The organism is Actinoplanes sp. NPDC004185 (genome assembly GCF_053603475.1).
In genome coordinates, this window is sequence record NZ_JBSGFR010000006.1 from 25,981 (window position 1) to 46,892 (window position 20,912).

General features: G+C 71.6%; 27 protein-coding genes and 1 pseudogene. 13 read left to right on the top strand and 15 right to left on the bottom strand.

Going from position 1 to position 20,912, the window contains the following annotated elements; all coding sequences use genetic code 11:
- The first annotated feature begins 31 nt into the window (after positions 1 to 31).
- Together ACWEOZ_RS07940 and ACWEOZ_RS07945 are read left to right on the top strand one after the other, a co-directional pair.
- Complete coding sequence (locus tag ACWEOZ_RS07940; RefSeq protein ID WP_451909983.1) at positions 32 to 421, top strand: winged helix-turn-helix transcriptional regulator; 390 nt, start codon at positions 32 to 34, stop codon at positions 419 to 421.
- The gene (locus ACWEOZ_RS07945; RefSeq protein WP_451909984.1) at positions 418 to 885 is read left to right on the top strand and encodes a hypothetical protein; all 468 of its coding nucleotides are present in this window, start codon (positions 418 to 420) and stop codon (positions 883 to 885) included. The genes ACWEOZ_RS07940 and ACWEOZ_RS07945 overlap by 4 nt, the downstream gene beginning before the upstream one ends.
- Positions 886 to 895: 10 nt before the next feature.
- Here the strand turns inward: ACWEOZ_RS07945 and ACWEOZ_RS07950 are convergent, their stop codons facing one another.
- Positions 896 to 1,843 (bottom strand): GlxA family transcriptional regulator, encoded by a 948-nt coding sequence (locus ACWEOZ_RS07950; protein WP_451909985.1) that lies wholly within the window; start codon positions 1,841 to 1,843, stop codon positions 896 to 898.
- Positions 1,844 to 2,493: 650 nt separating this feature from the next.
- Between ACWEOZ_RS07950 and ACWEOZ_RS07955 the strand changes: the two are divergent.
- The 4 genes and pseudogenes from ACWEOZ_RS07955 to ACWEOZ_RS07970 all read left to right on the top strand — a co-directional run.
- Positions 2,494 to 2,685, top strand: a pseudogene (locus tag ACWEOZ_RS07955) (hypothetical protein); the annotation flags it as partial.
- Positions 2,686 to 2,687: 2 nt separating this feature from the next.
- Positions 2,688 to 2,984, top strand: coding sequence for a DUF3817 domain-containing protein (locus tag ACWEOZ_RS07960; RefSeq protein ID WP_451909986.1), 297 nt, complete (start codon positions 2,688 to 2,690; stop codon positions 2,982 to 2,984).
- A 585-nt stretch (positions 2,985 to 3,569) separates the two neighbouring features.
- Positions 3,570 to 4,352, top strand: coding sequence for a VOC family protein (locus ACWEOZ_RS07965; protein WP_451909987.1), 783 nt, complete (start codon positions 3,570 to 3,572; stop codon positions 4,350 to 4,352).
- 107 nt (positions 4,353 to 4,459) lie between these two features.
- Positions 4,460 to 5,086, top strand: a complete 627-nt coding sequence (locus ACWEOZ_RS07970) for an NADPH-dependent F420 reductase (protein ID WP_451909988.1) — start codon at positions 4,460 to 4,462, stop codon at positions 5,084 to 5,086.
- On the opposite strand, the gene ACWEOZ_RS07975 is transcribed toward ACWEOZ_RS07970, so the two are convergent.
- Positions 5,032 to 5,403 (bottom strand): winged helix-turn-helix transcriptional regulator, encoded by a 372-nt coding sequence (locus ACWEOZ_RS07975; RefSeq protein ID WP_360813780.1) that lies wholly within the window; start codon positions 5,401 to 5,403, stop codon positions 5,032 to 5,034. The genes ACWEOZ_RS07970 and ACWEOZ_RS07975 overlap by 55 nt on opposite strands.
- A gap of 77 nt (positions 5,404 to 5,480) precedes the next feature.
- On the opposite strand from ACWEOZ_RS07975, the gene ACWEOZ_RS07980 reads away from it, so the two are divergent.
- Positions 5,481 to 6,383 carry an alpha/beta hydrolase gene (locus tag ACWEOZ_RS07980; protein WP_451909989.1) on the top strand — a complete coding sequence of 301 codons (903 nt, stop codon included), beginning with the start codon at positions 5,481 to 5,483 and terminating at the stop codon, positions 6,381 to 6,383.
- Here ACWEOZ_RS07980 and ACWEOZ_RS07985 read toward each other — a convergent pair.
- Both ACWEOZ_RS07985 and ACWEOZ_RS07990 read right to left on the bottom strand, forming a co-directional pair.
- On the bottom strand, positions 6,298 to 6,759 hold the full coding sequence (locus tag ACWEOZ_RS07985; protein WP_451909990.1) for a VanZ family protein: 462 nt from the start codon (positions 6,757 to 6,759) through the stop codon (positions 6,298 to 6,300). The two genes, ACWEOZ_RS07980 and ACWEOZ_RS07985, sit on opposite strands and share 86 nt — an antisense overlap.
- A gap of 6 nt (positions 6,760 to 6,765) precedes the next feature.
- Positions 6,766 to 7,617: an oxidoreductase gene (locus ACWEOZ_RS07990; protein ID WP_451909991.1), complete on the bottom strand. Its 852-nt coding sequence runs from the start codon at positions 7,615 to 7,617 to the stop codon at positions 6,766 to 6,768.
- A 72-nt stretch (positions 7,618 to 7,689) separates the two neighbouring features.
- Between ACWEOZ_RS07990 and ACWEOZ_RS07995 the strand changes: the two genes are divergently transcribed.
- Positions 7,690 to 8,595, top strand: coding sequence for a LysR family transcriptional regulator (locus ACWEOZ_RS07995; protein ID WP_451909992.1), 906 nt, complete (start codon positions 7,690 to 7,692; stop codon positions 8,593 to 8,595).
- Positions 8,596 to 8,670: 75 nt separating this feature from the next.
- On the opposite strand, the gene ACWEOZ_RS08000 is transcribed toward ACWEOZ_RS07995, so the two are convergent.
- Positions 8,671 to 9,027: an STAS domain-containing protein gene (locus ACWEOZ_RS08000; RefSeq protein WP_360813770.1), complete on the bottom strand. Its 357-nt coding sequence runs from the start codon at positions 9,025 to 9,027 to the stop codon at positions 8,671 to 8,673.
- Positions 9,028 to 9,400: 373 nt separating this feature from the next.
- Positions 9,401 to 9,739: a hypothetical protein gene (locus ACWEOZ_RS08005; protein ID WP_451909993.1), complete on the bottom strand. Its 339-nt coding sequence runs from the start codon at positions 9,737 to 9,739 to the stop codon at positions 9,401 to 9,403.
- A 317-nt stretch (positions 9,740 to 10,056) separates the two neighbouring features.
- On the opposite strand from ACWEOZ_RS08005, the gene ACWEOZ_RS08010 reads away from it, so the two are divergent.
- Complete coding sequence (locus ACWEOZ_RS08010; protein WP_451909994.1) at positions 10,057 to 10,347, top strand: hypothetical protein; 291 nt, start codon at positions 10,057 to 10,059, stop codon at positions 10,345 to 10,347.
- Positions 10,348 to 10,350: 3 nt separating this feature from the next.
- Here the strand turns inward: ACWEOZ_RS08010 and ACWEOZ_RS08015 are convergent, their stop codons facing one another.
- From ACWEOZ_RS08015 to ACWEOZ_RS08035, 5 genes are all read right to left on the bottom strand, one after another.
- Entirely contained in the window at positions 10,351 to 11,859 is a 1,509-nt protein-coding gene (locus ACWEOZ_RS08015) for a molybdopterin-dependent oxidoreductase (RefSeq protein WP_451909995.1), read from the bottom strand.
- 68 nt (positions 11,860 to 11,927) lie between these two features.
- On the bottom strand, positions 11,928 to 12,560 hold the full coding sequence (locus tag ACWEOZ_RS08020; protein WP_451909996.1) for a fasciclin domain-containing protein: 633 nt from the start codon (positions 12,558 to 12,560) through the stop codon (positions 11,928 to 11,930).
- Positions 12,561 to 12,661: 101 nt separating this feature from the next.
- On the bottom strand, positions 12,662 to 13,036 hold the full coding sequence (locus tag ACWEOZ_RS08025) for a DUF4383 domain-containing protein (protein WP_451909997.1): 375 nt from the start codon (positions 13,034 to 13,036) through the stop codon (positions 12,662 to 12,664).
- 68 nt (positions 13,037 to 13,104) lie between these two features.
- A complete protein-coding gene (locus ACWEOZ_RS08030) occupies positions 13,105 to 13,872 on the bottom strand; it encodes an anti-sigma factor (protein ID WP_451909998.1) in 768 nt (255 codons plus the stop codon).
- Positions 13,869 to 14,489: a sigma-70 family RNA polymerase sigma factor gene (locus tag ACWEOZ_RS08035; protein ID WP_451909999.1), complete on the bottom strand. Its 621-nt coding sequence runs from the start codon at positions 14,487 to 14,489 to the stop codon at positions 13,869 to 13,871. The genes ACWEOZ_RS08030 and ACWEOZ_RS08035 overlap by 4 nt, the downstream gene beginning before the upstream one ends.
- A 152-nt stretch (positions 14,490 to 14,641) precedes the next feature.
- Here ACWEOZ_RS08035 and ACWEOZ_RS08040 point away from each other — a divergent pair, with 152 nt between their 5' ends.
- Both ACWEOZ_RS08040 and ACWEOZ_RS08045 read left to right on the top strand, forming a co-directional pair.
- On the top strand, positions 14,642 to 15,154 hold the full coding sequence (locus ACWEOZ_RS08040; protein ID WP_451910000.1) for a SigE family RNA polymerase sigma factor: 513 nt from the start codon (positions 14,642 to 14,644) through the stop codon (positions 15,152 to 15,154).
- Positions 15,151 to 16,374: a hypothetical protein gene (locus tag ACWEOZ_RS08045; protein WP_451910001.1), complete on the top strand. Its 1,224-nt coding sequence runs from the start codon at positions 15,151 to 15,153 to the stop codon at positions 16,372 to 16,374. The genes ACWEOZ_RS08040 and ACWEOZ_RS08045 overlap by 4 nt, the downstream gene beginning before the upstream one ends.
- On the opposite strand, the gene ACWEOZ_RS08050 is transcribed toward ACWEOZ_RS08045, so the two are convergent.
- Complete coding sequence (locus ACWEOZ_RS08050) at positions 16,371 to 17,273, bottom strand: Gfo/Idh/MocA family protein (protein ID WP_451910002.1); 903 nt, start codon at positions 17,271 to 17,273, stop codon at positions 16,371 to 16,373. The genes ACWEOZ_RS08045 and ACWEOZ_RS08050 overlap by 4 nt on opposite strands.
- 79 nt (positions 17,274 to 17,352) lie before the next feature.
- Here ACWEOZ_RS08050 and ACWEOZ_RS08055 point away from each other — a divergent pair, with 79 nt between their 5' ends.
- Positions 17,353 to 17,718 carry a hypothetical protein gene (locus tag ACWEOZ_RS08055; protein ID WP_451910174.1) on the top strand — a complete coding sequence of 122 codons (366 nt, stop codon included), beginning with the start codon at positions 17,353 to 17,355 and terminating at the stop codon, positions 17,716 to 17,718.
- Entirely contained in the window at positions 17,711 to 18,142 is a 432-nt protein-coding gene (locus ACWEOZ_RS08060) for a hypothetical protein (RefSeq protein WP_451910003.1), read from the top strand. The genes ACWEOZ_RS08055 and ACWEOZ_RS08060 overlap by 8 nt, the downstream gene beginning before the upstream one ends.
- A gap of 17 nt (positions 18,143 to 18,159) precedes the next feature.
- Here ACWEOZ_RS08060 and ACWEOZ_RS08065 read toward each other — a convergent pair whose 3' ends face one another.
- The 3 genes from ACWEOZ_RS08065 to fabG form a co-directional block, all read right to left on the bottom strand.
- Positions 18,160 to 19,623, bottom strand: a complete 1,464-nt coding sequence (locus tag ACWEOZ_RS08065) for a glutathionylspermidine synthase family protein (protein ID WP_451910004.1) — start codon at positions 19,621 to 19,623, stop codon at positions 18,160 to 18,162.
- A 3-nt stretch (positions 19,624 to 19,626) separates the two neighbouring features.
- On the bottom strand, positions 19,627 to 20,031 hold the full coding sequence (locus ACWEOZ_RS08070) for a hypothetical protein (protein WP_451910005.1): 405 nt from the start codon (positions 20,029 to 20,031) through the stop codon (positions 19,627 to 19,629).
- Positions 20,032 to 20,116: 85 nt separating this feature from the next.
- A complete protein-coding gene (gene fabG / locus ACWEOZ_RS08075; RefSeq protein WP_451910006.1) occupies positions 20,117 to 20,875 on the bottom strand; it encodes a 3-oxoacyl-ACP reductase FabG in 759 nt (252 codons plus the stop codon).
- Positions 20,876 to 20,912 lie beyond the last annotated feature (37 nt).

Sequence of the window (20,912 nt, forward strand, 5' to 3'; positions counted from 1 at the left end):
ACTGGTATCCAAAGGGAACTACGATGGCCCGATGGCGACCACCTCCTGCGGCAAGCCGCATGATGTCTACGCGGCGGCGTGCCCGTGCCGGGACATGCTGGATCTGCTGGCCAACAAGTGGAGCGCCCTGGCTCTGGGCGCCCTGGAGGACGGTCCGCGCCGCTTCGGCGCCATCCGCGCGAAGCTGGAAGGCGTGAGCCCGAAAGTGCTCACCGCCACACTGCGCCGGCTCGAGGAGCACGGCCTGGTCAACCGTACGGTGTATCCCGCGGTGCCGCTGCATGTCGAATACTCACTGACCCCGCTGGGCCGGGACGCTTGTGAGCCGCTGGCGCTGCTGCGCCGCTGGGTGGTCGACAACATCGACCGCTTCCCCGGCAGCGCGGTTCTGTCGGACCCGACCGCTAGCGTCGGATCGTGACCAACCAGTGGCGGCATCTGCCCGCACCCGCACGGCCGATCGCCGCGGCCGCCGACGCCGCGGTCGTGGCCGCCCGAGACCACGACGCCGAGGCGCTGACCTCGGCAGTCAACGAGCTGGCCGCGCTCGACCAGGCCCAGACCGGCCTGATCCTGGGCACGACGGTGCGCCTGCTGCTGGAGCTGACCCACCCGGACGGCCTCGACGGCGACGACATCCGCGCCGTCCTGGAGCAGAGCGTCCGGGCGGCGGCGATCTGGCAGCCCGAGGTGGACCCGCACGTGACGCTGGTCCTGCTGGCGGGCGCGCTGGGCGTGCACGACGACGAGGAGCCCGCCCCGAAAGCCGACGCGCTGGCCCGGCATTCCACGCTGCTCATCGCCCATCTGCTGGGGCCGCGGCCGCTGGCCGAGGTGATCACGCTGGCCCTGGGCGAGATCGAAAGGGCCCAGCTCAACGACTAGGACAGGCCATTCAGGCGGCCGAACGGAAGGCGTGGCGGTAGGCGTGCGGGCTGGTGCCGACGATGCGCTTGAAGCGTTCCCGGAAGGCGGTGGGTGAGCCGAAACCGACCCGCGCACCGATCCGGTCCACCCCCTCAGCGGTGGTCTCCAGCAGGTGCTGCGCCTGACGCACCCGGGCCCGGTGCAGCCACCGCAACGGCGTCGTTCCGGTCTGCTCGCGGAAACGGCGATTGAGCGTGCGCGTGCTCATGCCGGCGTGCGCGGCGATCTCGGCCATGGTCAGCTCCCGGCCGGCGTGCTCGTCCAGCCAGCGCAGCAGCGGTTCCATGGTGGAGCCCCGCGGTGTCGGCGGCCGCTCCGGCACGATGAACTGTGCCTGCCCGCCGTCCCGTTCCAGCGGCATGACGGAGAGCCGGGCCGCGTCGGCAGCGACGGCCGAGCCGTGGTCCCGCCGGATCAGGTGCAGGCAGAGATCGAGCCCGGCAGCCGCCCCCGCCGAGGTCAGCAGCAGCCCCTCGTCGACGTAGAGCACGTCCGGGTCGACCTCGACCGCCGGAAAGCGTTCGGCTAGCTGCGCGGCGGCCAGCCAGTGGGTGGTCGCACGCCGCCCGTCGAGCAGTCCGGTCGCGGCCAGGACAAAAGCGCCGGCACAGATGGACGCAAGCCGGGCGCCGCGCCCCGCGGCCGCACGCAGCCGCGCCAACACCTCTTCCGGTACGTCGGCAGCCAGCTCGACGAGCCCGGGCAGGATGATCGTGTCGGCGATGTCCAGCGCCTCCAGCCCCCAGGGCGCCCGCAACACGAAGGCGCCGGCGTCCACCTCGGGCGTGGGGGCACAGACCTGTACGTCGTACGCGGGCTCTCCCCCGGCAAGACGGGTGCGGGAGAAAACCTCCAGGGGTGTGGACAGGTCAAAGGCGACGACGCCGTCGAGCGCGAGCACGGCCACGATGTGCATGGCGGGGAGCGTAACCCAGCCGTGGCGAGAATCCGTTGGCATGTGGCATTCCGGCCACTGTCAGCCTTTCGACGGCCTGCATAGCGTGAGCGACCGTGACAAAACTGCTTCTCTCAATCCACGTCCTGGTCGCGATCATCGCCATCGGACCGGTGACCGTGGCGGCCAGCATGTACCCGGCGGCGACCCGGCGCGCTTCGGCAGAGCCGACGGACCCGCGCGGCGTGGCGGTCCTGCACAACCTGCACCGGATCTGCCGGGTCTACGCGACGCTGGGCGTACTGGTCCCGGTGTTCGGCCTGGCCACGGCGAGCAGCCTGGGAGTCCTGGGTGACGCCTGGCTGATCATCTCGATCATCCTGACCGCGGCCGCGGCGGCAATGTTGATCTTCTTTGTCCTGCCTGGTCAGGCTGCCGTGCTGCGGTCGATCCCGGCCTCCCCGCCGGTCACTGAACCTGTCTCGCAATCAGGCGCCGCACCTGTTTCCGCGCCTGCCTCGCCGCCGGTCACTGAACCTGTCTCGCAATCAGGCGCCGCACCTGTTTCCGCGCCTGCCTCGCCGCCGGTCACTGCGCGTGCCTCTCCAGCAGCCACCGCAGCCGCCTTCGCACCCACCTCTCCGGCGGCCACCGCACCGGCCACCGCACCCGCCTCCCCGGCGGCCATCGCGCCGGCCTCGCCGCCGGGAGACACAGGGGGGCCGGCCCCGCAATGGGCCGGCGAGACGAACGGCCGGCGCCTCGCCGCCCGGCTCGGCATGGTCACCGGGATCTTCAACCTGCTGTGGGCGGTGGTCGTCGTGCTCATGATCGTCCGGCCCGGCTCCACGACGGGAGTCTGACCGTGGCGTACCGACTGTTGCGGATCGCGGCTCTGGTCGAGCTGGCCAGCCTGATCCTGCTGCTGACCAACCTCGCGACCGTGCACTGGGCGCCCGTCGCGTCGCTGCTCGGGCCGGTGCACGGCTGCGCCTATCTGTTCGTGATCGGGGCGACCGTTCAGGTGACCGGGGCCCTGCGTACCCGTCTCCTGGCGGCCGTGCCGGGCATCGGCGGACTGCTCGTGATCCGCCGGCTGCGGCGCGGTCCCGGAGCGGGCGGCGGGAGTGGAGATGTATCGATGAGCGCGACGGGTCGTTGAACCTCTCGGCGGCCGGTACCTCGCCGGCGCCGAGAGCCCGCGCGACAGGAGCCCGCCATGGCCAAGCAACGACCGGTCCCGCCCGGCGGCAGGAAGCCGGCGAATCCCCGGGATCACCAGGCCACCCCGCCACGCCCACCGACCGTCCCCACGCCACCCGGCCCCCGGCGGCCACCCGCGGGCGACCCGTCCGACCCACGGCCGATCGCCGCGCCGTTCATGCAGCACCCGGCGCCTGATGTCCCGGGCGATTACCGGGACCATGCTCCCGCAGCCGGCTACGCGGAGACCGGCCAGCCCGCTGCCGGAACCGGGCACCAGGCTGCGGGCCAGCCCGGAAGCGCTCACCCACAACCAGCACCCGGAGCCGCCGGCACGGTCGGAGCGGCCGGCACGGCGGGAGCGCCCGGAACGCCCGGCGGACCCGTCAGCGCAACCGGAGCGGCGGGAGCGGGCGGACCCGTCGGCGCAGCCGGAGCGCCGGCAGCAGGCGGACCCGTGGGCGCAGGCGCGGCAGACGGAACGGCCAGCAGTCAACCGACGTCGAGCAGCGGCACCCGGTATGTGCGGACGTCCGGCCGCCCGATGCCAAGCCCTCGCCGCACCCCGCCGCCAGAGAACTCCACCCCGGCCGCAGCCCAGGTCGCACAGCAGCACACACCCGGCGCGCCCGCCGACCAGCGCTGGCCCGAGATGAACGACACGCCCACCGACCCGCACGGGCCTGGCACGCACGGCACGCCCACCGACCAACGCCGGCCTGGGACGGACGGCACGCCCACCGACCAACGCGGGCTTGAGACGGACGACTCACCCACCGGTTCCCGCGGCACCGAGTTCACCCAGGCGTCCGTCGACCCGCGGCGACCCGATCCGCAGAACTCGTCGCCGGCGGCCGGCCGACCCCATCCGCTTCCCGTCGCCGCCAACCAGCGGTCCTTCGCCCCGCCCACCGGCCGCCGGACCGAGACCGTCGGCGTCGCCAAGGTCCGGCCGCTGCTCCCCGGGCTTCACCTCCAGCCGATGGTCCACGTCGACGACATGCCCTCCGCGGTCGCCTTCTACGAGAAGCTCGGCGGCGAGATCAACCACGGCGACCGGGACGGCGAGTGGGTTCTCATGCAGGTCGGCACCTCCCAGATCGGCCTGGTCACCCGCCCGCCGGATGCCTCGCGCGGCGAGTCCACCGTTGAGCTCAACTTCACCGCCACGATGCCGCTCGACCGGCTCGAGCAGCTGCTCCGGGCGCAGGGTGTCACCGTCGTCGAGGTTGCCGTCGACCGGGATCTCGGGGTGCGGTTGCACGTCGAGACGCCGGACGGGATGCCGATCAAGATTCATCAGGTGGAGCCGGAGCTCATGGTCTGACGGTGCCGGGCATGGCGTGCGACACGTCCGGGATGACGGCGGCGTCTCCGGGCATTGTCATCGGCGGAGAGCGGGCATTGTCATGGGCGGAGAGACGGAGGATCGGCATGAAGATCGGCATCATCGGCGCCGGGCACATCGGTGGGAATCTGGCGCAGCTTCTCGTCCGGCACGGCCATCAGGTTGTGATCGCCAATTCGCGGGGGCCGCAGACCCTCGATGAGGTAGCCGCCCGGACCGGCGCCACGCCGGTCGACGTCCTGGACGCCCCGCGGGACGCCGAGGTCGTGATCGTCGCGGTGCCGCTCAAGGCCGTCGCCGAGCTGCCCGAGGGGCTGCTCGACAGCGCCGCGCCGGGTGTCGTCGTGATCGACACCAACAACTACTACCCGCAGCGGGACGGGCAGATCCGGCCGATCGACGACGGGATGGTCTCCTCGCGGTGGGTCAGTGAGCAGCTCGGTCGTCCGGTCGTGAAGGTCTTCAACAACATCGTCGCCCAGCAACTGCTGGACCGGCCCACCCCACCGGGCACCGAGGGGCGGCGGGCGCTGCCGGTGGCCGGCGACGACCAGCGGGCCAAGACCGTCGTGCTCAACCTCGTCGACGAGCTCGGCTTCGACGCCGTCGACATCGGCGGTCTGGACGAGTCGTGGCGGCACCAGCCCGGCACCCCGGCCTACGGTCCCGACGTGGACGCGGCCAAGCTGGTCGAACTGCTCAACGAGGCCTGAGACGCCGCCCACCCGCAGATCGCGGCCAGCGGCTCCTCCAGCGTGCGGCCCAGCGGCGTGAGGGCGTACTCGACGTGCTGCGGCGGTTCCTCCTTAAGGACCCGCCGCTCCACCAGGCCGTCCGCCGCCATCGCCCGCAGCGTCTCGGTGAGCACCTTCTGGGTGATCCCCGGCAGCCGCCGGCGCAGGGCGGCCGGGCGTTGCGGGCCGGCCAGCAGCGCGTAGATCAGCAGCACCCGCCATTTCGCCGCGAGGCGTTCGAGTGCCTGCCGCGTCGCGCAGCTCTCCTCGAGCACATCCGGGATCACCAGCGTCATCGTCCGTACCCCCGAGCCGGATGGGCACTGTGAAGTGCCTTCTGGGCAGCCGCCCGCGCTGAGCCTAGCGTCGGGGCGTGGACGACATCCGTACCGAAGAAGTCACTTTTGCCAGCGACGGCCTCGCCCTGCGCGGCACCTTGCGCGTCCCCGCCGGCGCCGACGGCGGCGCGGTCGCGCTGACCGGGCCGTTCACCGGCGTCCGGGAGCAGGTCACCGGCCTCTACGCCGAGCGGCTGGCCCGGGCGGGCCTGGTCACGCTGGCTTTCGACCACCGCGGGTTCGGGGCCAGCGAAGGGCGTCGCGGCCACGAGGACACCCAGGGCAAGCTCGCCGACCTGCGGTCGGCGGTGAGCTTGCTGCAGGCGCGCGCCGAGGTGGACCCCGGACGGATCGGCCTGGTGGGCATCTGTCTGGGCGGCGGGTACGCGGTCAGCGCCGCCGCCACCGACCCCCGGGTACGCGCAGTGGCCGGAATCGCCGGCGCCTACAACAGCCCGGCGTGGTTCGCCCGTGACCCGTCCGCCTACCGTGCCGGTCTGCGGAGCTTCATCGAGTCCTATGACGACTACCTGCCGGCCGTGGCACCGGATGACGGTGAGGCCGCGATGGCCGGCGCGGAACCGTGGTCGTATTACGGCACTGCCCGTTCCGCGGCCGCCACCTGGGAGAGCAGGGTGACACGCGGGTCCCTGCACGCGTTGCTGACCTTCGACGCGCTGGGCCGGGCGGCTTTGCTGGCCGAGACGCCACTGTTGATCGTGCACGGCCGCAAGGACGACTACTGCAGCCCGGAGCTTGCCGCCCGGATGTACGAGGAGACGCCCGGGGACAAGGAGATCGTCTGGCTGGACGCCGAGCAGCACGTCGACCTCTACGACCGGGAGCCGCACGTCAGCCGGGCGGTGACGGCGACGGCGGACTTCCTGCGCCGTACGCTGCGCGGTGCTGCCGCGACGGCACGGCCAGCCGCAGGATGAGCAGGCCGAGCAGCGCGCCGGCGGTGTTGGCGATCAGGTCGTTGACGTCGACCGTACGGCGGCTGCCCAGCGTCATCCCGAGCACGAACTGGATCAGCTCGATGGCCGAACTGGCCGCGGCCGCGCACCCGGCGAGCCGGCGTACGGCATCCAGCGACGGCCGGAGCAGCGGCAGCAGCACGCCCAGCGGGATGAACATGATGACGTTGAGGACGAAGCTGGGCGCGTCCACGTCGCCGGGGATCCAGTGGACCATCGTCCACCATGGTTCGCCGGTCCAGTAGGCGGCGGACCGCACCCGGATCGGGAAGACGGTGATGGCGACGACGCCCACGGCGTACAGGAAGAAGACCGTGACTGTCAGCCGCCGCACCATGATCTGTCAACGGTAGGCGACCCCGGACAGCGCGGTCGAGCGGCTCAGCTCCGCCCACTTGTCGAGATCCGCGCGGACCGCGTCGAGGTGCGCGCCGATGTGGTCGACCGCGTCGGCGCCGAGGGCGAGCCGCAGTGGCGGGTCGTCGCTGCCCAGCACGGTGACGACGGCCCGGGCCGCCTTGGCGGGGTCGCCGGGCTGAGTGCCGTCCATCTGATCGACGGCCGCGCGGGTCGGCCCGGTCGACTCCCGGTACGCGTCGATCGTGGCCGAGCGGTGCATCCGGGCCCCGCCGAATTCGGTACGGAAGGCCCCCGGCTCGACGATGAGAGTCGTGATGCCCAGCGGCCGCACCTCGGCGGCCAGGGCCTCGGACAGTCCTTCCAGCGCGAACTTCGCCGCGCAGTACGCGCCGAAGCCCGGCATGCTGACCTGCCCGCCCATCGAGCTCATCTGCACGATCGCGCCGCTGCCGCGGGCCCGCAGGTGAGGCAGGACGGCCTTGGTCACCTCGACCGCCCCGAAGAACATGACCCTTATCAACGCGCGCAGGTCGGCCAGCTCGAGCTCTTCGACCGCGCCAACCGAGCCGTGCCCGGCGTTGTTGACCACCACGTCGATGCGCCCGAACGTGTCCAGGGCGGTGCCGACCGCCGCCGCGACCGACGCCGGATCGGTCACGTCCAGGGCGGTGGCGGCGATCCGGCCACCACCGGCGGCGACCAGGTCCGCGAGTTGTTCCGGGCGGCGGGCGGTCGCGAGCACCCGGTCGCCGGCCGCGTGGGCCGCCAGCACGAGTTCCCGGCCGAAGCCCGCGGAGCAGCCGGTGATCAGCCATACCTTGTCTGTCTCGACCATGGTGGTCAGCCTGCCCGTCGCACCTCCGGCGCGGCCAACATCGACTTCCTGACGTCACTACAGTCGGAGACTGTGACCACTCCCGAGCTGCGGCAGCTGGGCTACTTCGTCGCGGTGGCCGAGCGGTTGAGCTTCACCCGCGCGGCGGCCGACCTGCACATCGCCCAGCAGTCGCTGTCGGCCCAGATCACCGTGCTCGAACGCATTCTCGGGGCGCGGCTGTTCGACCGGGACAGCCGCGGCACCCGGCTCACCGAGGTCGGCCGGCTGTTCCTGCCCGAGGCCTGCGCTGTGCTGGCGCGGGCGGAGGAGGCGGTGGCGACGGTCGGCCGGGCGGCCCGGGGTGAGATCGGCCGGCTGAGTGTGGCGTTCCTGTCGTCGGTGGCGAACTACATGCTGCCGCCGGTCGTGCGGGCGTTCCGGGCGCAGTATCCGGACGTCGAGCTGGTCACCGCCGACACCGGCATCGCCGAGCTGGTCGCCGGCCTGCGCGACGGCCGGTTCGACGCCGCCTTCACCCGGCCACCGCTGGTCGACGACCTGGTCACCCGCAGTCTGATCGTCGAGCCGGTCTGCGCCGTGCTGCCGGCCGGGCACCGGCTCGCCGGACGGGCCGCGGTGGAGCTGGGCGAGCTGGCCGACGACCCGTGGGTGCTGACACCGCGCGAGTCGTGGCCGCCGTGGCACGCCAAATACGACCGGGACTTCGCGATCGCCGGCTTCACGCCCCGGGTGGTGCAGCGGTCGGCCACCGTGCCGAGCCTGCTGGGACTGGTCGCGGCCGGCGTCGGAGTGACCCGGCTGGCCCGCTCGGCCCGGACGTTGCGGGACAGCGGAGTGGTCTTCGTGCCGCTGACCGGGGACCGGGCCGAGACCGTCGTCGCCTGGCATCCGCGGGCCGACCGGCCGGTGCTGAGCCACCTGCTCGAAGTGGCCACCGGCCTGGCCGCCTCGACGGACCTCACCCGGGCCGGATGAGGCCGGAACCGATGAGACCGGTAACGATGAGGCGGTGAGGCCGGCGCGCGAATTCCCTCGATCGGGTGACGCGGGTCAGCTGGGCCGAAGGCCCACCGAGGTGCGCGGGGAGGGCGGCTCGGCGCAGCCCAGCAGGCCGACCAGGCCGGAGATCCAGAGCTGGCGGTAGACCGTCGGGCTCGGGTGGCTCACCACGAGCTTGACGCCGCTGGCGGCGGCCGCGTGGAAGCAGGCCACGAGAATGCCGATGCCGATGCTGTCGATCAACATCACCCGTTGGAGGTCGAGATCGATCTTCCCGGGCGTGGAGGTGGTGAGCACGTCGTTGACCGCATCACGCATCACGTGCGCGTTGTCGAGATCGATCTCGCCGCTCGGCGCGATCTCGACGGTGCCATCGGCCAACTGACGAGTGGTGATCGGCAGATACACAGCTGCCCTCTTCCTGGGCGTCGTGCGGACGACGCCACCTCCGCGCGGGGGTCTCTGCGCTGACCAGCTGCGCAGCTCGGCGCCTCACCCAGGCGCCGACCGGATACCGCGTCCAACAACAGTCCGCTGGTCTGCAAGTTACGCCAGGTAGGCGCGGAACGCCAGAGTAGTTCATATGGCCAGAATGTGCTGGATCGGTCACCGACCGATCCGCGCGCCGAGAGCCGGCCCGCCCGGACCGGACCCGCGCCGGAGCGCGGATCGGTCCTGCTGAGGCCGGGGTGAGGGCCGCGCACGGCATGATCCAAGTCGGACCCGGTCCGGTTCGCCGCCCGGGTTTCCGCCTCGGCGTGACGCCGGTCGCGGGTTGCCGCTATTCGCCGGGGTCGTGGCGGCGGCGATGGCGGGGCAGCTCGTCCATCCGAGGTGCGCCGGCGGTCTCGCCGAGCAGGTTTCCCCTCGGCGGCACCCAGTCCCGCCAGGGGCCGAGCCGTGGTGGCACCGCAGCGGCCACCCCGTCACCGGAGCCCTGCAGAGCGTGGAGATACTCCAGCACCCGGCCCGCGGAGAGCCTGCCCTCGAGCGCCATGTTCAGCATCACGCGGGTGTCTTCGTCGAGCGCGCGTTCCCGGCCGCGCAGCAGAGCGGCCAGCCCTGCCAGCAACTGGACGACCTCGCTCGCGTCCCGCTCAGCGTCCGGCAGGCTGCTCACCTCTGGACATCCCAGCGATCGATCATCTGTCACGTTCCCCTCGCGCCACGTGCCGCGAGTCGCCGCCGGCGGCCCACGCACTGAGCGGTCCCCGCCGGAACACTCATACACGTGCCAACGCAGAAATGTATTCGTCTCGCTACACACCGTCCATCCGATGCGCGCGACCGTTGTCCGAATCACGCTCGCTTGGAGGCCGAAGTGCTTGATCGTCCCATTTATGCGACCGCTGAGCCGGATGGATGGGCGCTGGGCAAGCCGGGTAAGGCGGAGTAGGAAGAAGATCGACGTATCGAGGCATCCACGTTGGAGGAGTCATGACCGACGAGAACCGCCAGCCGCTGGAGGAGACGCAGGAGGTCGCGGACGCCGTGGAGGACGACGTCGCCGTGAGCGCCTTCGTCACCGGTGGCGGCCCCGACTCCGACAACCCGGAGTTTCTCGAGCCCGGCGAGGAGCCGGCGGTGCGGACCGGGGCGGAGCAGGAGTGGGAGCCGGTCGACCTGGCCGAGGCCGAGGGCCGGGACCCGACGCCGGAGAACATCGAGCGCGCCCGCCAGGAGCTCGAACGCGACGGCGCGGCGGCCATCGAACGCACGGTTCCCTGACGGTCACTCCACCGTTGCGGTGACGGTGTGCCAGCCGGTCGCGCCGTCCGGGAACGGGGTCATCCGCTGCTCGGTCTGCACGGCACCGGTGCCGTCCACGGCACGGACGGAAAGGGTGTGCAGGCCGGCGGTGGCGGGCCACTCGTAACGCCACTGGACCCAGGTGTCCGTGGACGGGACCGGCAGTAGTTCCGCCTTGGCCCACGGGCGGTCGTCGACGCGTACCTCGACCGTTCTGATGCCGCGGCCCTGGGCCCAGGCGACGCCGGCCACGGTGAGCTTGCCCGCCGCCAGCTTGGCGAACGGCGCCGGCTTGTCGATCCGCGACGCCGTCTTGACCGGGCCGCGGGCACCCCACTTGCGGCGCACCCAGTAGGCGTCGAAGTCGGCGAAGGTGGTCAGCTCGAGCTCGGTCATCCACTTGCAGGCGCCGGCGTAGCCGTACAGGCCGGGGGTCAGCATGCGGACCGGGAAACCGTGCTCCAGGGGCAGCGGCTCGCCGTTCATGCCGACGCAGAGCATCGTGTCGCGGCCGTCGAAGACCGTCTCGACCGGCGTGCCGATGGTCATGCCCTCGACCGAGCGGGCCACCACCTGGTCGGCGCCCGGCTTGACCCCCAGCTCCCGCAGCAGCGGAGCCAGCGGGACACCGAGCCAGCGGGCAGTGCCGATGTACGGCCCACCCACCTCGTTGGACACGCAGTTCAGGGTGACGTCCCGCTCGATCAGCGGCCGTTTGAGCAGGTCGTCGAAGGACAGCTCGACCTCCCGCTCGACCATCCCGTGGATGCGCAGGCGCCAGGTGCTGACGTCGATGGAAGGCACGGTCAGAGCGGTGTCGACCCGGTAGAAGTCCGCGTTGGCGGTCACGAAACCGGGGGCGGTGCCGGCGGGCAGCGGCTTCGCCGGGCTCGCGGCCACCGGCAGCTCGATGGCCTCGCGGGATCGGGTGACGGCTCCGCCGCGGACCCGCTTGACGACTTCGGACGCACCACCCGCGACGACGGCACCACCGGCGATCACCGCGGCCGTACGCAGAAACGCGCGACGATCGAAACCGGCCGGGCCGGGCTCGGCCGGATCGGTCCGGTACGAGCGGTGCAGCAGGAACAGCAGCGTGGCTCCGGCGATCACAGCGCCCACAATGGACGGCACCACGTCGTAGGCGACAGCAGCGGGACGTAGCGCCGCGGCGACCGCGCCGGCCAGGCCGAACAGTGCGGCACCGGCGACAGCGACCCAGCGGCGGCGCACACTGAGCACCCCGACCAGGGCTGTGAACAGGATCAACGCCAGGGCGATGGTGCCGAGCAGGACGGGCTTGTCGTTCGTGCCGAGCGTGCGTACCGCGAACTCCTTGAGCGGCGTCGGCGCCGCGTCGATCACCGCGCCCCCGACGGCGACCAGCGGTCCGGCCTGAGGCCGGGTCGCGGCCGCGAGCACTTCCGCGAGGGCGACTCCGAATGCGGCCGAGAGCACACCGATGACGGCGGGCCAGGCGATACGGCGCACGACGATCTCCTTTCCTGCCGGGCGCCGGCCGTGGTCACCACCACGGCCGGCGCGTTCCCGAAGAAAGATCAGCCCTTCGGCATGAGGACGGAGTCGATGATGTAGACGGTGGCGTTGGCGGTCTGCACGTTGCCGCAGACGACCGACGCCTCGTTGACCTTGAAGTCGCTGCCGCTGCCCTCGACCGTGATCTCGTCACCCTGGATGGTCTTGTGGGTGCCGGCCAGCTGCGCCGGGGTGAGCTTCCCCTCGACCACGTGGTAGGTGAGGATGCTGGTCAGCGTCTTCTTGTCGGCCAGCACGGCCTTGAGGTCGGCCGCCGGGATCTTGGCGAACGCGTCGTTGGTCGGCGCGAAGACGGTCAGCGCGGGGGCGGTGTTCAGCGTGTCGACCAGCCCGGCCTGCTTGACCGCGGTGACCAGGGTGGACAGCAGCGGGTTACCGGAGGCGGCGGTCGCGACCGGCACCTTGGCCATGGCGTCGAAGCTGCCCGGGTCGGACGCGTCGGTCGGCACGGCGGCGCAGCCGGCACCGAAGGTGGCCATGGAGTCCGTGCCGGCCATGGAGGGAGCGGCCGACGCCATGGTGGGGGCCGGAGCCGCCGCGGTGCTCTCGCCGCTCGAGTCGTCCCCGCCGCAGGCGGCCAGGGAGGCGGAGAAGACGAGGGCGGCGGCGATGGCAGTGATCTTGGTGGCGCGCATGATGGGGATCCCTTTCGGAAATGGATGTCACGGGATATTCGTGACGAACCGCTTGAACAGATGCGCACAGAGGCGCCTTTTTACCGGACCGTGCTTGATGGTCAGCGGCGGCCGACGGCCGTCAACGCCATACCGAGAACGAGACAGAGGGCGATATCGGCACCGTTCGGCGCGACCCGGGTGACACCGGCCAGGCCGGCGACCCCCAGGGCCAGGAACGTGAGACCGGCCCAGGTGGCGGTGACCCGCGCCGGACGCGGGCCGAGGATCGCGGCGGACACCAGAGCGGCGCCCAGCCCGAGATGCAGAACACCGAACGGCATCGTGACCTCGAACAGCCCGAGGAGTTCACCCCGGCCGACGGCGAGAAACTCGGCGATACCGATGGCCACCAGCACCAACCCGAAGGCGAAGGTCACGGGACCGCTGTTGTCGCGTACCCCCTGGACCGCCGCACGCCGGATGTCGGTGACCATCAGTATCTCCGTTTCGTCGTTTTCTTTCCTCTACAGACGATTCGGAGCGGTATGGGGACCGGATGGGTCTACGTCAGGAGAACTTGCGCGACGATCGGACCGGTAGGCGTGGCGATGGGCGAACCACCCGCGGGCTCCTGCGAGACGGCGAAAGCTTCGTTGCCCGGCACGCCTTCCACGATCTGGGCCGCCGAGGCTTCCCCTGGCGGCAGCAGCCCGGCCTTGACCGGCGCCGGAGCAGCGATATCGCGGATCGTCCAGAGTTGGAAAGCCCGATCCGCCGACAGTGCCCGATCGGCCCGCATCGAGACGACGCTGGCCCCCTGCTGAGCGGACGAGGCCACGGTGACCCGGCCGCCGCCGATCATCGGCGCGGTGCGGACCACCAGGTCGGGGGCGGCCAGGATGGCCTGGGTACGGGCCTCCCGCAGCTGGGCGACGGCGACGGCGGTGTTCTTGGCGCGTACCCGCTGCTCCTGCACCGCCCACGTGGCCGCACCGGCCCCCGTGGCCAGGATGCACGCCGCGGCCGCGCCCGCCGTGTACCGGCGCCAGCGCGACACCGCCGCCCGGGCGTCCGGCTCGGGCCGGGCCGACTCGCCCGGCGGCAGCTGCCGGGTCCGGCCGATCGCGGCGAGCACGTCGGTGCGCAGCTTCGGCGGCGGGACCGACCAGGTGCTGTCGGCCAGCCGCGACGCGGTCTCGCGCAGCTCGTCGACCTCGCTGCGGCACCCCTCACAGGCCAGGATGTGCCGCTCGAAGGCGGCCCGCTCCAGGTCGTCCACCGCGTCCAGCGCGTAGGCGCCGACCAGGGCGTGAATGTCCGTCGTGGTCATGCGGTCACCTCCACACCCAGGCAGTCGCGCAGGCGGATGAGGCCGTCACGCATCCGGGTCTTGATCGTGGGCAACGGGGTCTGCAGAAGCTCGGCCACCTCTCGGTAGGAGTGGCCCTGGTAGTACGCGAGCGTCACCGCCTGGCGCTGCAGCTCGGTGAGATCGTCCAGGCAGTGCCGCACCTGCTGGCGTTCCAGCCGCCCGGCCACCTCGTCGACGACCTCGTCGTACGGGGTCTCCACCGAGGCGATGCCGACCTTCATGGTGCGGTCGGACGAGGCCTGCTCGGAGCGCACCCGGTCCACCGCGCGGCGGTGCGCGATGGTGAAGATCCAGGACGTCGCCGTGCCGCGGGCGGCGTCGAACCGGGCCGCCGTGCGCCACACCTCCACCAGCACCTCCTGCGCGACCTCCTCGGCCTGGGCCGGATCGCGCAACACGCGCCTGATCAGGCCGTAGACCCGGGGCGAGACCAGATCGTAGAGGCGGGCGAACGCCGGCTCGTCGCCGCGGGCCACCGCGCGTACCAGGTCGCCGACGTCGGAGGTGGGGCCGGCCGGAGCATCGGGCACGGCCGACAGATGGTCAGGCCGGCGGGCGGCGCCGCGCTCAGTCATGAAGTCAGCCTCTCCATCGCTCATGCCGTATCAACTGCCATTCGGCGCGGACGGCTACGCGGATGGGTCATCGCACCACAGAGCGGCCGCATCGGCATACAACCGATCGTCCGACGTCACCGTTTACTACAGGGACGACGGCGGGAGCAGGGATGACCAACGGATCGGACGCGGAGTACCTGGCGTACGTGCACGGGCGGACGACAGGTCTGCGGCGTACCGCGTATTTGCTCTGCGGCGACGAGCACCATGCCGACGATCTGGTCCAGGAGACCATCACCAAGCTGTATGTGCGGTGGTCGCGGATCAGCGGTGTGGAGAACATCGACGCGTACGTGCACACGATGCTGGTCCGCATCCTCCTCGACGAGAAGCGCCGGGGCTGGTGGAAGGTGCGCCTCGGCGCCCCACCGGACCGGCCCGCGCCGGCGCACAGCGGGCACGGCATCGAGGAACGCGCCGTGCTGCGGGCCGCGCTGTCCCAGGTGCCACCGCGGCAGCAGGCCGTACTGGTCCTGCGCTTCCTCTGCGATCAGTCGATAGCCGACGTCGCCCGGGTGCTGAGCTGCAGCGAGGGCACCGTGAAAAGTCAGACAGCCCACGGACTCACGGCCCTGCGCCGGATCCTGGGCGACCGCATCCACTCCCTCGGGGGCACACGATGAACCAGCACCCGGACAGCGCCGACCGCGACGCGGTGGCCCTGCTGAGCCCGCTCGCCGGCGATCCGGCCGGCCCGTCCCGCATCGATGTGGCCGGCGCGATGGCCGAGGGCCGGCGCCGCCGCCGCACCCGGTGGTGGACCAGCGGAATGGCGGTCGTGGCCGTCACCGCGACCACCGCGGCCGGAGGCACCCTGGCCTTCTCCGCCCTGGGCCGGCCCACCCCGCCACCCCCGCGCCCGAGCGTCGTCCCGTCCCCGTCGGTCATGGTGGCGGCGCCGGTCGGGCCCCGGGACTGCACGGTCACCCAGCTGCCCACTGACGGCTTCAAGAAGGCGCTGGTCACCGGCGGCGACCCGAGCGGCCGCTGGCAGGTCGGCCGGCTGTATCCGCCGGACCGCACCAAGCAGCGTGCCCTGGTGTTGTGGCGCGACGGCAAGATCGCCGACAAGGTCCTCTTCTACGGGGACGACGACAGTCTCACCGACGTCAACTCGCGCGGCGTAGCGGTCGGCTCCGGCTTCGACCCGGACATCCGCCCCTACGTGTACGGCGACGGCAGGGCGCGCAATCTGGCCGGCGGCGAGGGGGCGGCGTCGGCCATCAACGACGCGGGCGTGGTGGTCGGCTCCCTGGGCCCGCTGTACGAGGGGGTCCCGGCGCGCTGGCCGTCGGTGACCGCGAAGCCGCAACGGCTGCCGCTGCCGGCCGGAGTCGGGACAGGCGACGCCCGCGACATCGACGAGGCCGGCAACGTGGTCGGCACCATCACGCCGGAGGGCAAGGAGGCCACGGGCTACCTGTGGCTGGCCGACGGCACCGCGCGCCGTATGCCGATGCCCGTGATCGACGGCCGCAAGGCAACGATGTTCTGGCCGGCCGCGATCCGCGACGGCGTGGTGGTCGGCCAGGCCGTGATCGACACCAAGGACTCACGCACGTTCGCCTACTTCCGCTACCGCATCGCGAGCAACCGCTACGAGCGGCTCGTGCGCGGCGCCGGCACGCCGGCCGCGTTGGCGGCCAACGGCTGGGTGGTGGGCGAGGCCGACCGGCCGGTGATCACCGTCGGCACCGGCAACACGAAACTCCCGGCGGACCCGAAGCTCAAGGGCCGGCAGCAGTACATCGTCGAGAGCATCAGCGACGACGGCCTGGTCGTGGCCGGCTACTCGGCCGGGCCGGACACCGAGAACCGCCCGCTGCTCTGGCGCTGCCGTTAGCCGGCCTGAAGCGTGACGGTGCGGCCGGTGGAGATCGACTCACCGGCCGCAGCCAGGATGGCCACCACCTCGGCGCCGAAGGTCAGATCCAGCGCCGAGGCCGGGCCACCCTTCGCCGCACCGATCAGGGCGTCCACCGCCCGGCCGAAGGCCTCCACCGGCAGCCACGGCACCTGCGGCACGTCGGCGACCCCGGACTCGCCGAAGAACGCCGCCTCCTCGCGTTCCAAGGCGGCCGGGGCGTCGACGGACAGCGTCAGCGTGCTGATCGCGCCACCGGTGTGCCGCAGCAGCACGTGCGTCATGTCGCGGTCGCCGGCCAGCGCGGTGACCTGCGCGACCGGGCCCAGCACGGGCAGGAGCAGCGCGACCGCGTGCGGGCCGACGTCCCACAGGCCGCCGCTCTCCTTGCGCCACACCGACGCCCCGAACGGGTTGCCGGGCTGGAAGATCGAGCCGAGGTGGTCGATCCGCCCCTCGAGCCAGCCGCCGGCCTCGCGGACCTCGTCGATGAACTGCTGGATCTGCGGCATGAAGCGCCGGGTGAAGAAGACGACCCCGGTCACCTGCTGCTCGGCGGCGGCCGCGACGATCTCGGCGGCGGCCTCGGTGGTGAAAGCGATCGGCTTGTCCAGCAGCAGGTGCTTGCCCGCCTTGGCCGCGCGCAGGGCGATGTCCGCCTGCACGTCCGGGGGCAGCGCGACCGCGATCGCCTCCACGTCGGCGATCAGCGCGTCGATCTCCGCGTAGGGCTGCGCGCCGTGCTCCCCGGCCAGCGCGGCCGCCTTGGCCGGGTCCCGGCCCCAGACCCCGACGAACTCGACGTCCGGGTGCGCCGCCAGCGCCGGGGCGTGCGCCTGGTGGGCCCACGGTCCCGTACCGAAAAGTCCGAACCGCATCCTCGTGCCGCCTTCCCGCTGGAGATCACACCCGGCCGAAAGCTAACACGCTGCCGCTGATCAGTACGCTGTGCCGGTGATGAACGGCCCGCTGTCGACAGCGACCATCGTCGTGGCCCTCCTGCTGGGGATCTGGTATCTGATCCGCTCGGCGCTCAACCGCGCCCCCAGCAACACCGATCTGTGGGCCATGCTCGGTCTCAGCGCCCTGGTCGTGGTGCTCGTGGTGGTGGCTGTCGTCGGGCTCATCTCCGGCGACCGGCCGGGCGAGACGACCACCTTCATCGGCTACCTGATCACCACCGTCGCGTTCGCCCCGGTCGGCTTCTACCTGGCCCGGCTCGAGCCGACCCGCTGGGGCACCCTCATCCTCGGCGTCGCCTGCCTGGTGCTGCCGGTTCTCGTGCTGCGGTTGCAGCAGATCGCGGAGGCCACCGGTGGCTGAGCCCACACCCGCCCACACCAGGCCACGGGACGCGGCCCTGGGCACCGGCGCCGGCCGGGTGCTGCTGCTGGTCTACGGCATCTTCGCGGTCTCCGCGGGCGCCCGGGCCGGCGTGCAGATCGCCACGAAGTTCTCCGAGGCGCCGCTGGCGTTCCTGCTGTCGGCGTTCGCCGCGCTGGTCTACATCGCGGCCACCATCGGCCTCGCCCTCGGTGGCACCCGGGGCCGCCTGATCGCCCTGACCAGCTGCTCGATCGAGCTGGTGGGCGTCCTGGTGGTGGGCACCCTCAGCGTGCTCGACCAGGAGGCCTTCCCGGACGCCACCGTCTGGTCGCGCTTCGGCAGCGGCTATGGCTACGTGCCGCTGGTGCTGCCGCTGATCGGCCTCTGGTGGCTGTGGCGCAACCGGCCCGGTGATCGCTGACCGGGCCGGTCCTCAGCTCAGGAGTCCGCGCCGACGGTGTGCGGCAGGAAGTTGCAGTTGTCCCGGGTGACCAGCCCGTCGGTGCCCAGGCCCTCACGGATGCCCATGCCGGCCGGCTCGCCGTCGATCAGCCAGGCGCCGATCACCGGGTGCACGGTGCCCTCGAGGCCGTCGAACGACGGCAGCTCCAGCAGCTCCTGCACCACGAAACGGCCGTCGTTGCCGTACTCGGTGGGGTTGTCGACCAGGGTGACGCCGTCCCGGACCAGCTTGACCGAGCCGCCCTCGCGACCCCAGACCGGCTTTCTCGCGTACGAGGTCAGGGTCGCCGCCTTGGACGACTCCGCGAAGTAGGCCGGGAGCAGGTATTTGCCGCGTTCCGGGTCGTCGCCGAAAAGCTTCCACAGCACCGGCAGCAGCGCCTTGTTGCCCAGCAGGGCCGCCTTGTACGGAGGCTCGATCCACACCGTCCCGCGCTTGGCGGGGTCGGCCATGTTACGGAAGAAGGCCTTGCCGCCCTCCTCGTTCCAGAACCACTCCCACGGGTACAGCATGAAGATCACGTCGATCGGCTGCGCCTTGTGCTCCTGGCCCGGGGCGGGCACGAACAGCACCCGGTCGCCGGCCACGTCCCAGCCGATCTGGCTCATCGCGATCAGCTCGACCGGATAGCCGGCCTCCTCGGCCGTCGCCATCAGGTAGGCCACGTTCATCCGGTCCTCACCGGACGTCTCGCTCGTCTCGTACGCGAAGTAGATCTTGGGCTTTTCCGGCAGCCACGGGCGCGCCTCGCGCAGCTTGCCGATGTTGCGCCGCCAGGCGCCGGGGTTGGCCGGCTCGCCGTCGGCCGCCTCCCAGCCGACCAGCCGGTCGTGGATGGAGTTCCACTGCCGCCAGGGGTGCTGGGTGACGCCGGTCTGGTCCACCCAGTGCCACTGGATGACCGCGGCCTCGACCAGCGACGTCGGCGTCTGCGCGTTGTATTCGAGCAGGCGCGGGACGCTGCCCGCGCCGTTGTACCAGAGGTCGAAGCGGCCGTAGACCGACGGCGAATAGTCGGGCGTCTGCATCGGGATCCGGCCGTCCGGGTCCTTGTCCTGGTGCGTCCAGGTCTCGGCGTCGCCGTCGAACCACGTGCGGATGATCTGCTCGTGGGTGTACTCCGGGATGCCGATCTTGGCCAGGAAGCAGGTTTCCGGGCCGCAGACCGAGGCGAAGTAGCCGTCGCGGCGGCCCTGCGCGGTGTGCCGGGGGCACTGCTGGACCATCCAGTCGCCGGCTTCGAGGCACATGCTGTTGAGCGCGGTAGTCGCCGCCTCCAGCTCCTCGATCTCGCCTTCGCTGAAGTCGTAGTACGGCCCTTCCTGCCAGTACGACATCATCGTGCCGTCCGGCAGCTCGGTGTCGTTGTAGGTCAGGCCGAGGCTGTAGTTGGTGAGCCGCCAGCCGTCACGGACCGGGCCGTAGGGAACTCGTTTCAACGCTCAGCCGCCCGACTTCCCGGACTTGCCGGACGTGCCGCTGCCACCCTTGCCGACCACACTGGTCTTGACCGTGCCGTTGCTGATCCGGCCGGTCGACGGCAGCCCGAACGACGAGCGCGCGGCCCGGTCGTTGTAGGCGAACTTGCTGCCGCCCGCGGGCAGCCGGTAGCCGGGCCGGTATCCGGAGCCGTAGCTGGACGAGTGCCAGATGAAGAAGAGCGGGACGAAGCCGACACCGCCACCGTTGTTGTCGTCGTCGTCGCAGTTGTCCTCGTCCACCACGGTGCCGTTGGCGTCGGCGCAGTAGAAAGCCTCGTCCTGCGTGTCGTCGTTGTCGCAGGCCGCCACCCCGCCCGCGGCCAGCAACAGGAACGTGCTGGTCAACGACACGCTACGAGAGCTCATCCTTCGGTTCACTGTCGGCTTCTCCACCCTTCGACCCGTCCGGCCCGCTCCATCATGTGTAGCTCGCCGAATCAAGCCATGACGGCTAGTCGCGAGGACCGCCCGCCACGTAGATCACCTGGCCGGAGACGAACCCCGCTCCTTCACTGACCAGGAAGGATACGGTGTTCGCCACGTCTTCGGGACGGCCCGCCCGGCCGACCGGGATCTGACCGATCGCCGCCTTCTGAAAGTCCGCGAAGTCGACGCCGACCCGGGCCGCGGTGGCGGCGGTCATATCGGTCACGATGAAACCGGGCGCGACCGCGTTGGCCGTGACGCCGAAGCGACCCAGCTCGATGGCGAGCGTCTTGGTGAAACCCTGGAGGCCGGCCTTGGCCGCGGCGTAGTTGACCTGGCCCCGGTTGCCCAGCGCCGACGTGCTGGACAGGCAGACGATGCGACCCCACTGGGCGTCGACCATGTGCTTCTGCACGGCCCGGCTGAACAGGAACGCGCCGCGCAGGTGGACCGCCATCACGGTCTCCCAGTCGTCGTCGCTCATCTTGAACAGCAGGTTGTCGCGCAGCACGCCGGCGTTGTTGACCAGCACCGTGGGCGCGCCGAGCTCGGCGGTGACCCGCTCGACGGCGGCGGCGACCTGGACGGCGTCCGAGACGTCGGCGCCGACGGCGAGGGCGGTGCCGCCGGCGTCGTGGATCGCGGTCACCGTGTTCGCGCAGGCACCCTCGTCGAGGTCGACGACCGCCACGGACATGCCGTCGGCGGCGAGCTTACGCGCGGTCGCCTCGCCGATGCCACGTGCGGCCCCGGTCACGATCGCTACCCGACTCGGCTGGGTCATTGCTGGCCTCCCGCTTGATCTGTTACGCAGTCGGCCG

What these genes read in the sequence shown, in the direction of transcription:
- ACWEOZ_RS07940 (WP_451909983.1), top strand. Translation starts at nt 32, where the DNA reads ATGGCGACCACCTCCTGCGGCAAGCCGCATGATGTCTACGCGGCGGCG.
- ACWEOZ_RS07950 (WP_451909985.1), bottom strand. Translation starts at nt 1,843, where the DNA reads ATGCACATCGTGGCCGTGCTCGCGCTCGACGGCGTCGTCGCCTTTGAC.
- ACWEOZ_RS07965 (WP_451909987.1), top strand. Translation starts at nt 3,570, where the DNA reads ATGCCAAGCCCTCGCCGCACCCCGCCGCCAGAGAACTCCACCCCGGCC.
- ACWEOZ_RS07970 (WP_451909988.1), top strand. Translation starts at nt 4,460, where the DNA reads ATGAAGATCGGCATCATCGGCGCCGGGCACATCGGTGGGAATCTGGCG.
- ACWEOZ_RS07975 (WP_360813780.1), bottom strand. Translation starts at nt 5,403, where the DNA reads ATGACGCTGGTGATCCCGGATGTGCTCGAGGAGAGCTGCGCGACGCGG.
- ACWEOZ_RS07985 (WP_451909990.1), bottom strand. Translation starts at nt 6,759, where the DNA reads ATGGTGCGGCGGCTGACAGTCACGGTCTTCTTCCTGTACGCCGTGGGC.
- ACWEOZ_RS07990 (WP_451909991.1), bottom strand. Translation starts at nt 7,617, where the DNA reads ATGGTCGAGACAGACAAGGTATGGCTGATCACCGGCTGCTCCGCGGGC.
- ACWEOZ_RS08010 (WP_451909994.1), top strand. Translation starts at nt 10,057, where the DNA reads ATGACCGACGAGAACCGCCAGCCGCTGGAGGAGACGCAGGAGGTCGCG.
- ACWEOZ_RS08020 (WP_451909996.1), bottom strand. Translation starts at nt 12,560, where the DNA reads ATGCGCGCCACCAAGATCACTGCCATCGCCGCCGCCCTCGTCTTCTCC.
- ACWEOZ_RS08025 (WP_451909997.1), bottom strand. Translation starts at nt 13,036, where the DNA reads ATGGTCACCGACATCCGGCGTGCGGCGGTCCAGGGGGTACGCGACAAC.
- ACWEOZ_RS08030 (WP_451909998.1), bottom strand. Translation starts at nt 13,872, where the DNA reads ATGACCACGACGGACATTCACGCCCTGGTCGGCGCCTACGCGCTGGAC.
- ACWEOZ_RS08035 (WP_451909999.1), bottom strand. Translation starts at nt 14,489, where the DNA reads ATGACTGAGCGCGGCGCCGCCCGCCGGCCTGACCATCTGTCGGCCGTG.
- ACWEOZ_RS08040 (WP_451910000.1), top strand. Translation starts at nt 14,642, where the DNA reads ATGACCAACGGATCGGACGCGGAGTACCTGGCGTACGTGCACGGGCGG.
- ACWEOZ_RS08045 (WP_451910001.1), top strand. Translation starts at nt 15,151, where the DNA reads ATGAACCAGCACCCGGACAGCGCCGACCGCGACGCGGTGGCCCTGCTG.
- ACWEOZ_RS08050 (WP_451910002.1), bottom strand. Translation starts at nt 17,273, where the DNA reads ATGCGGTTCGGACTTTTCGGTACGGGACCGTGGGCCCACCAGGCGCAC.
- ACWEOZ_RS08055 (WP_451910174.1), top strand. Translation starts at nt 17,353, where the DNA reads ATGAACGGCCCGCTGTCGACAGCGACCATCGTCGTGGCCCTCCTGCTG.
- ACWEOZ_RS08070 (WP_451910005.1), bottom strand. Translation starts at nt 20,031, where the DNA reads ATGAGCTCTCGTAGCGTGTCGTTGACCAGCACGTTCCTGTTGCTGGCC.
- fabG (WP_451910006.1), bottom strand. Translation starts at nt 20,875, where the DNA reads ATGACCCAGCCGAGTCGGGTAGCGATCGTGACCGGGGCCGCACGTGGC.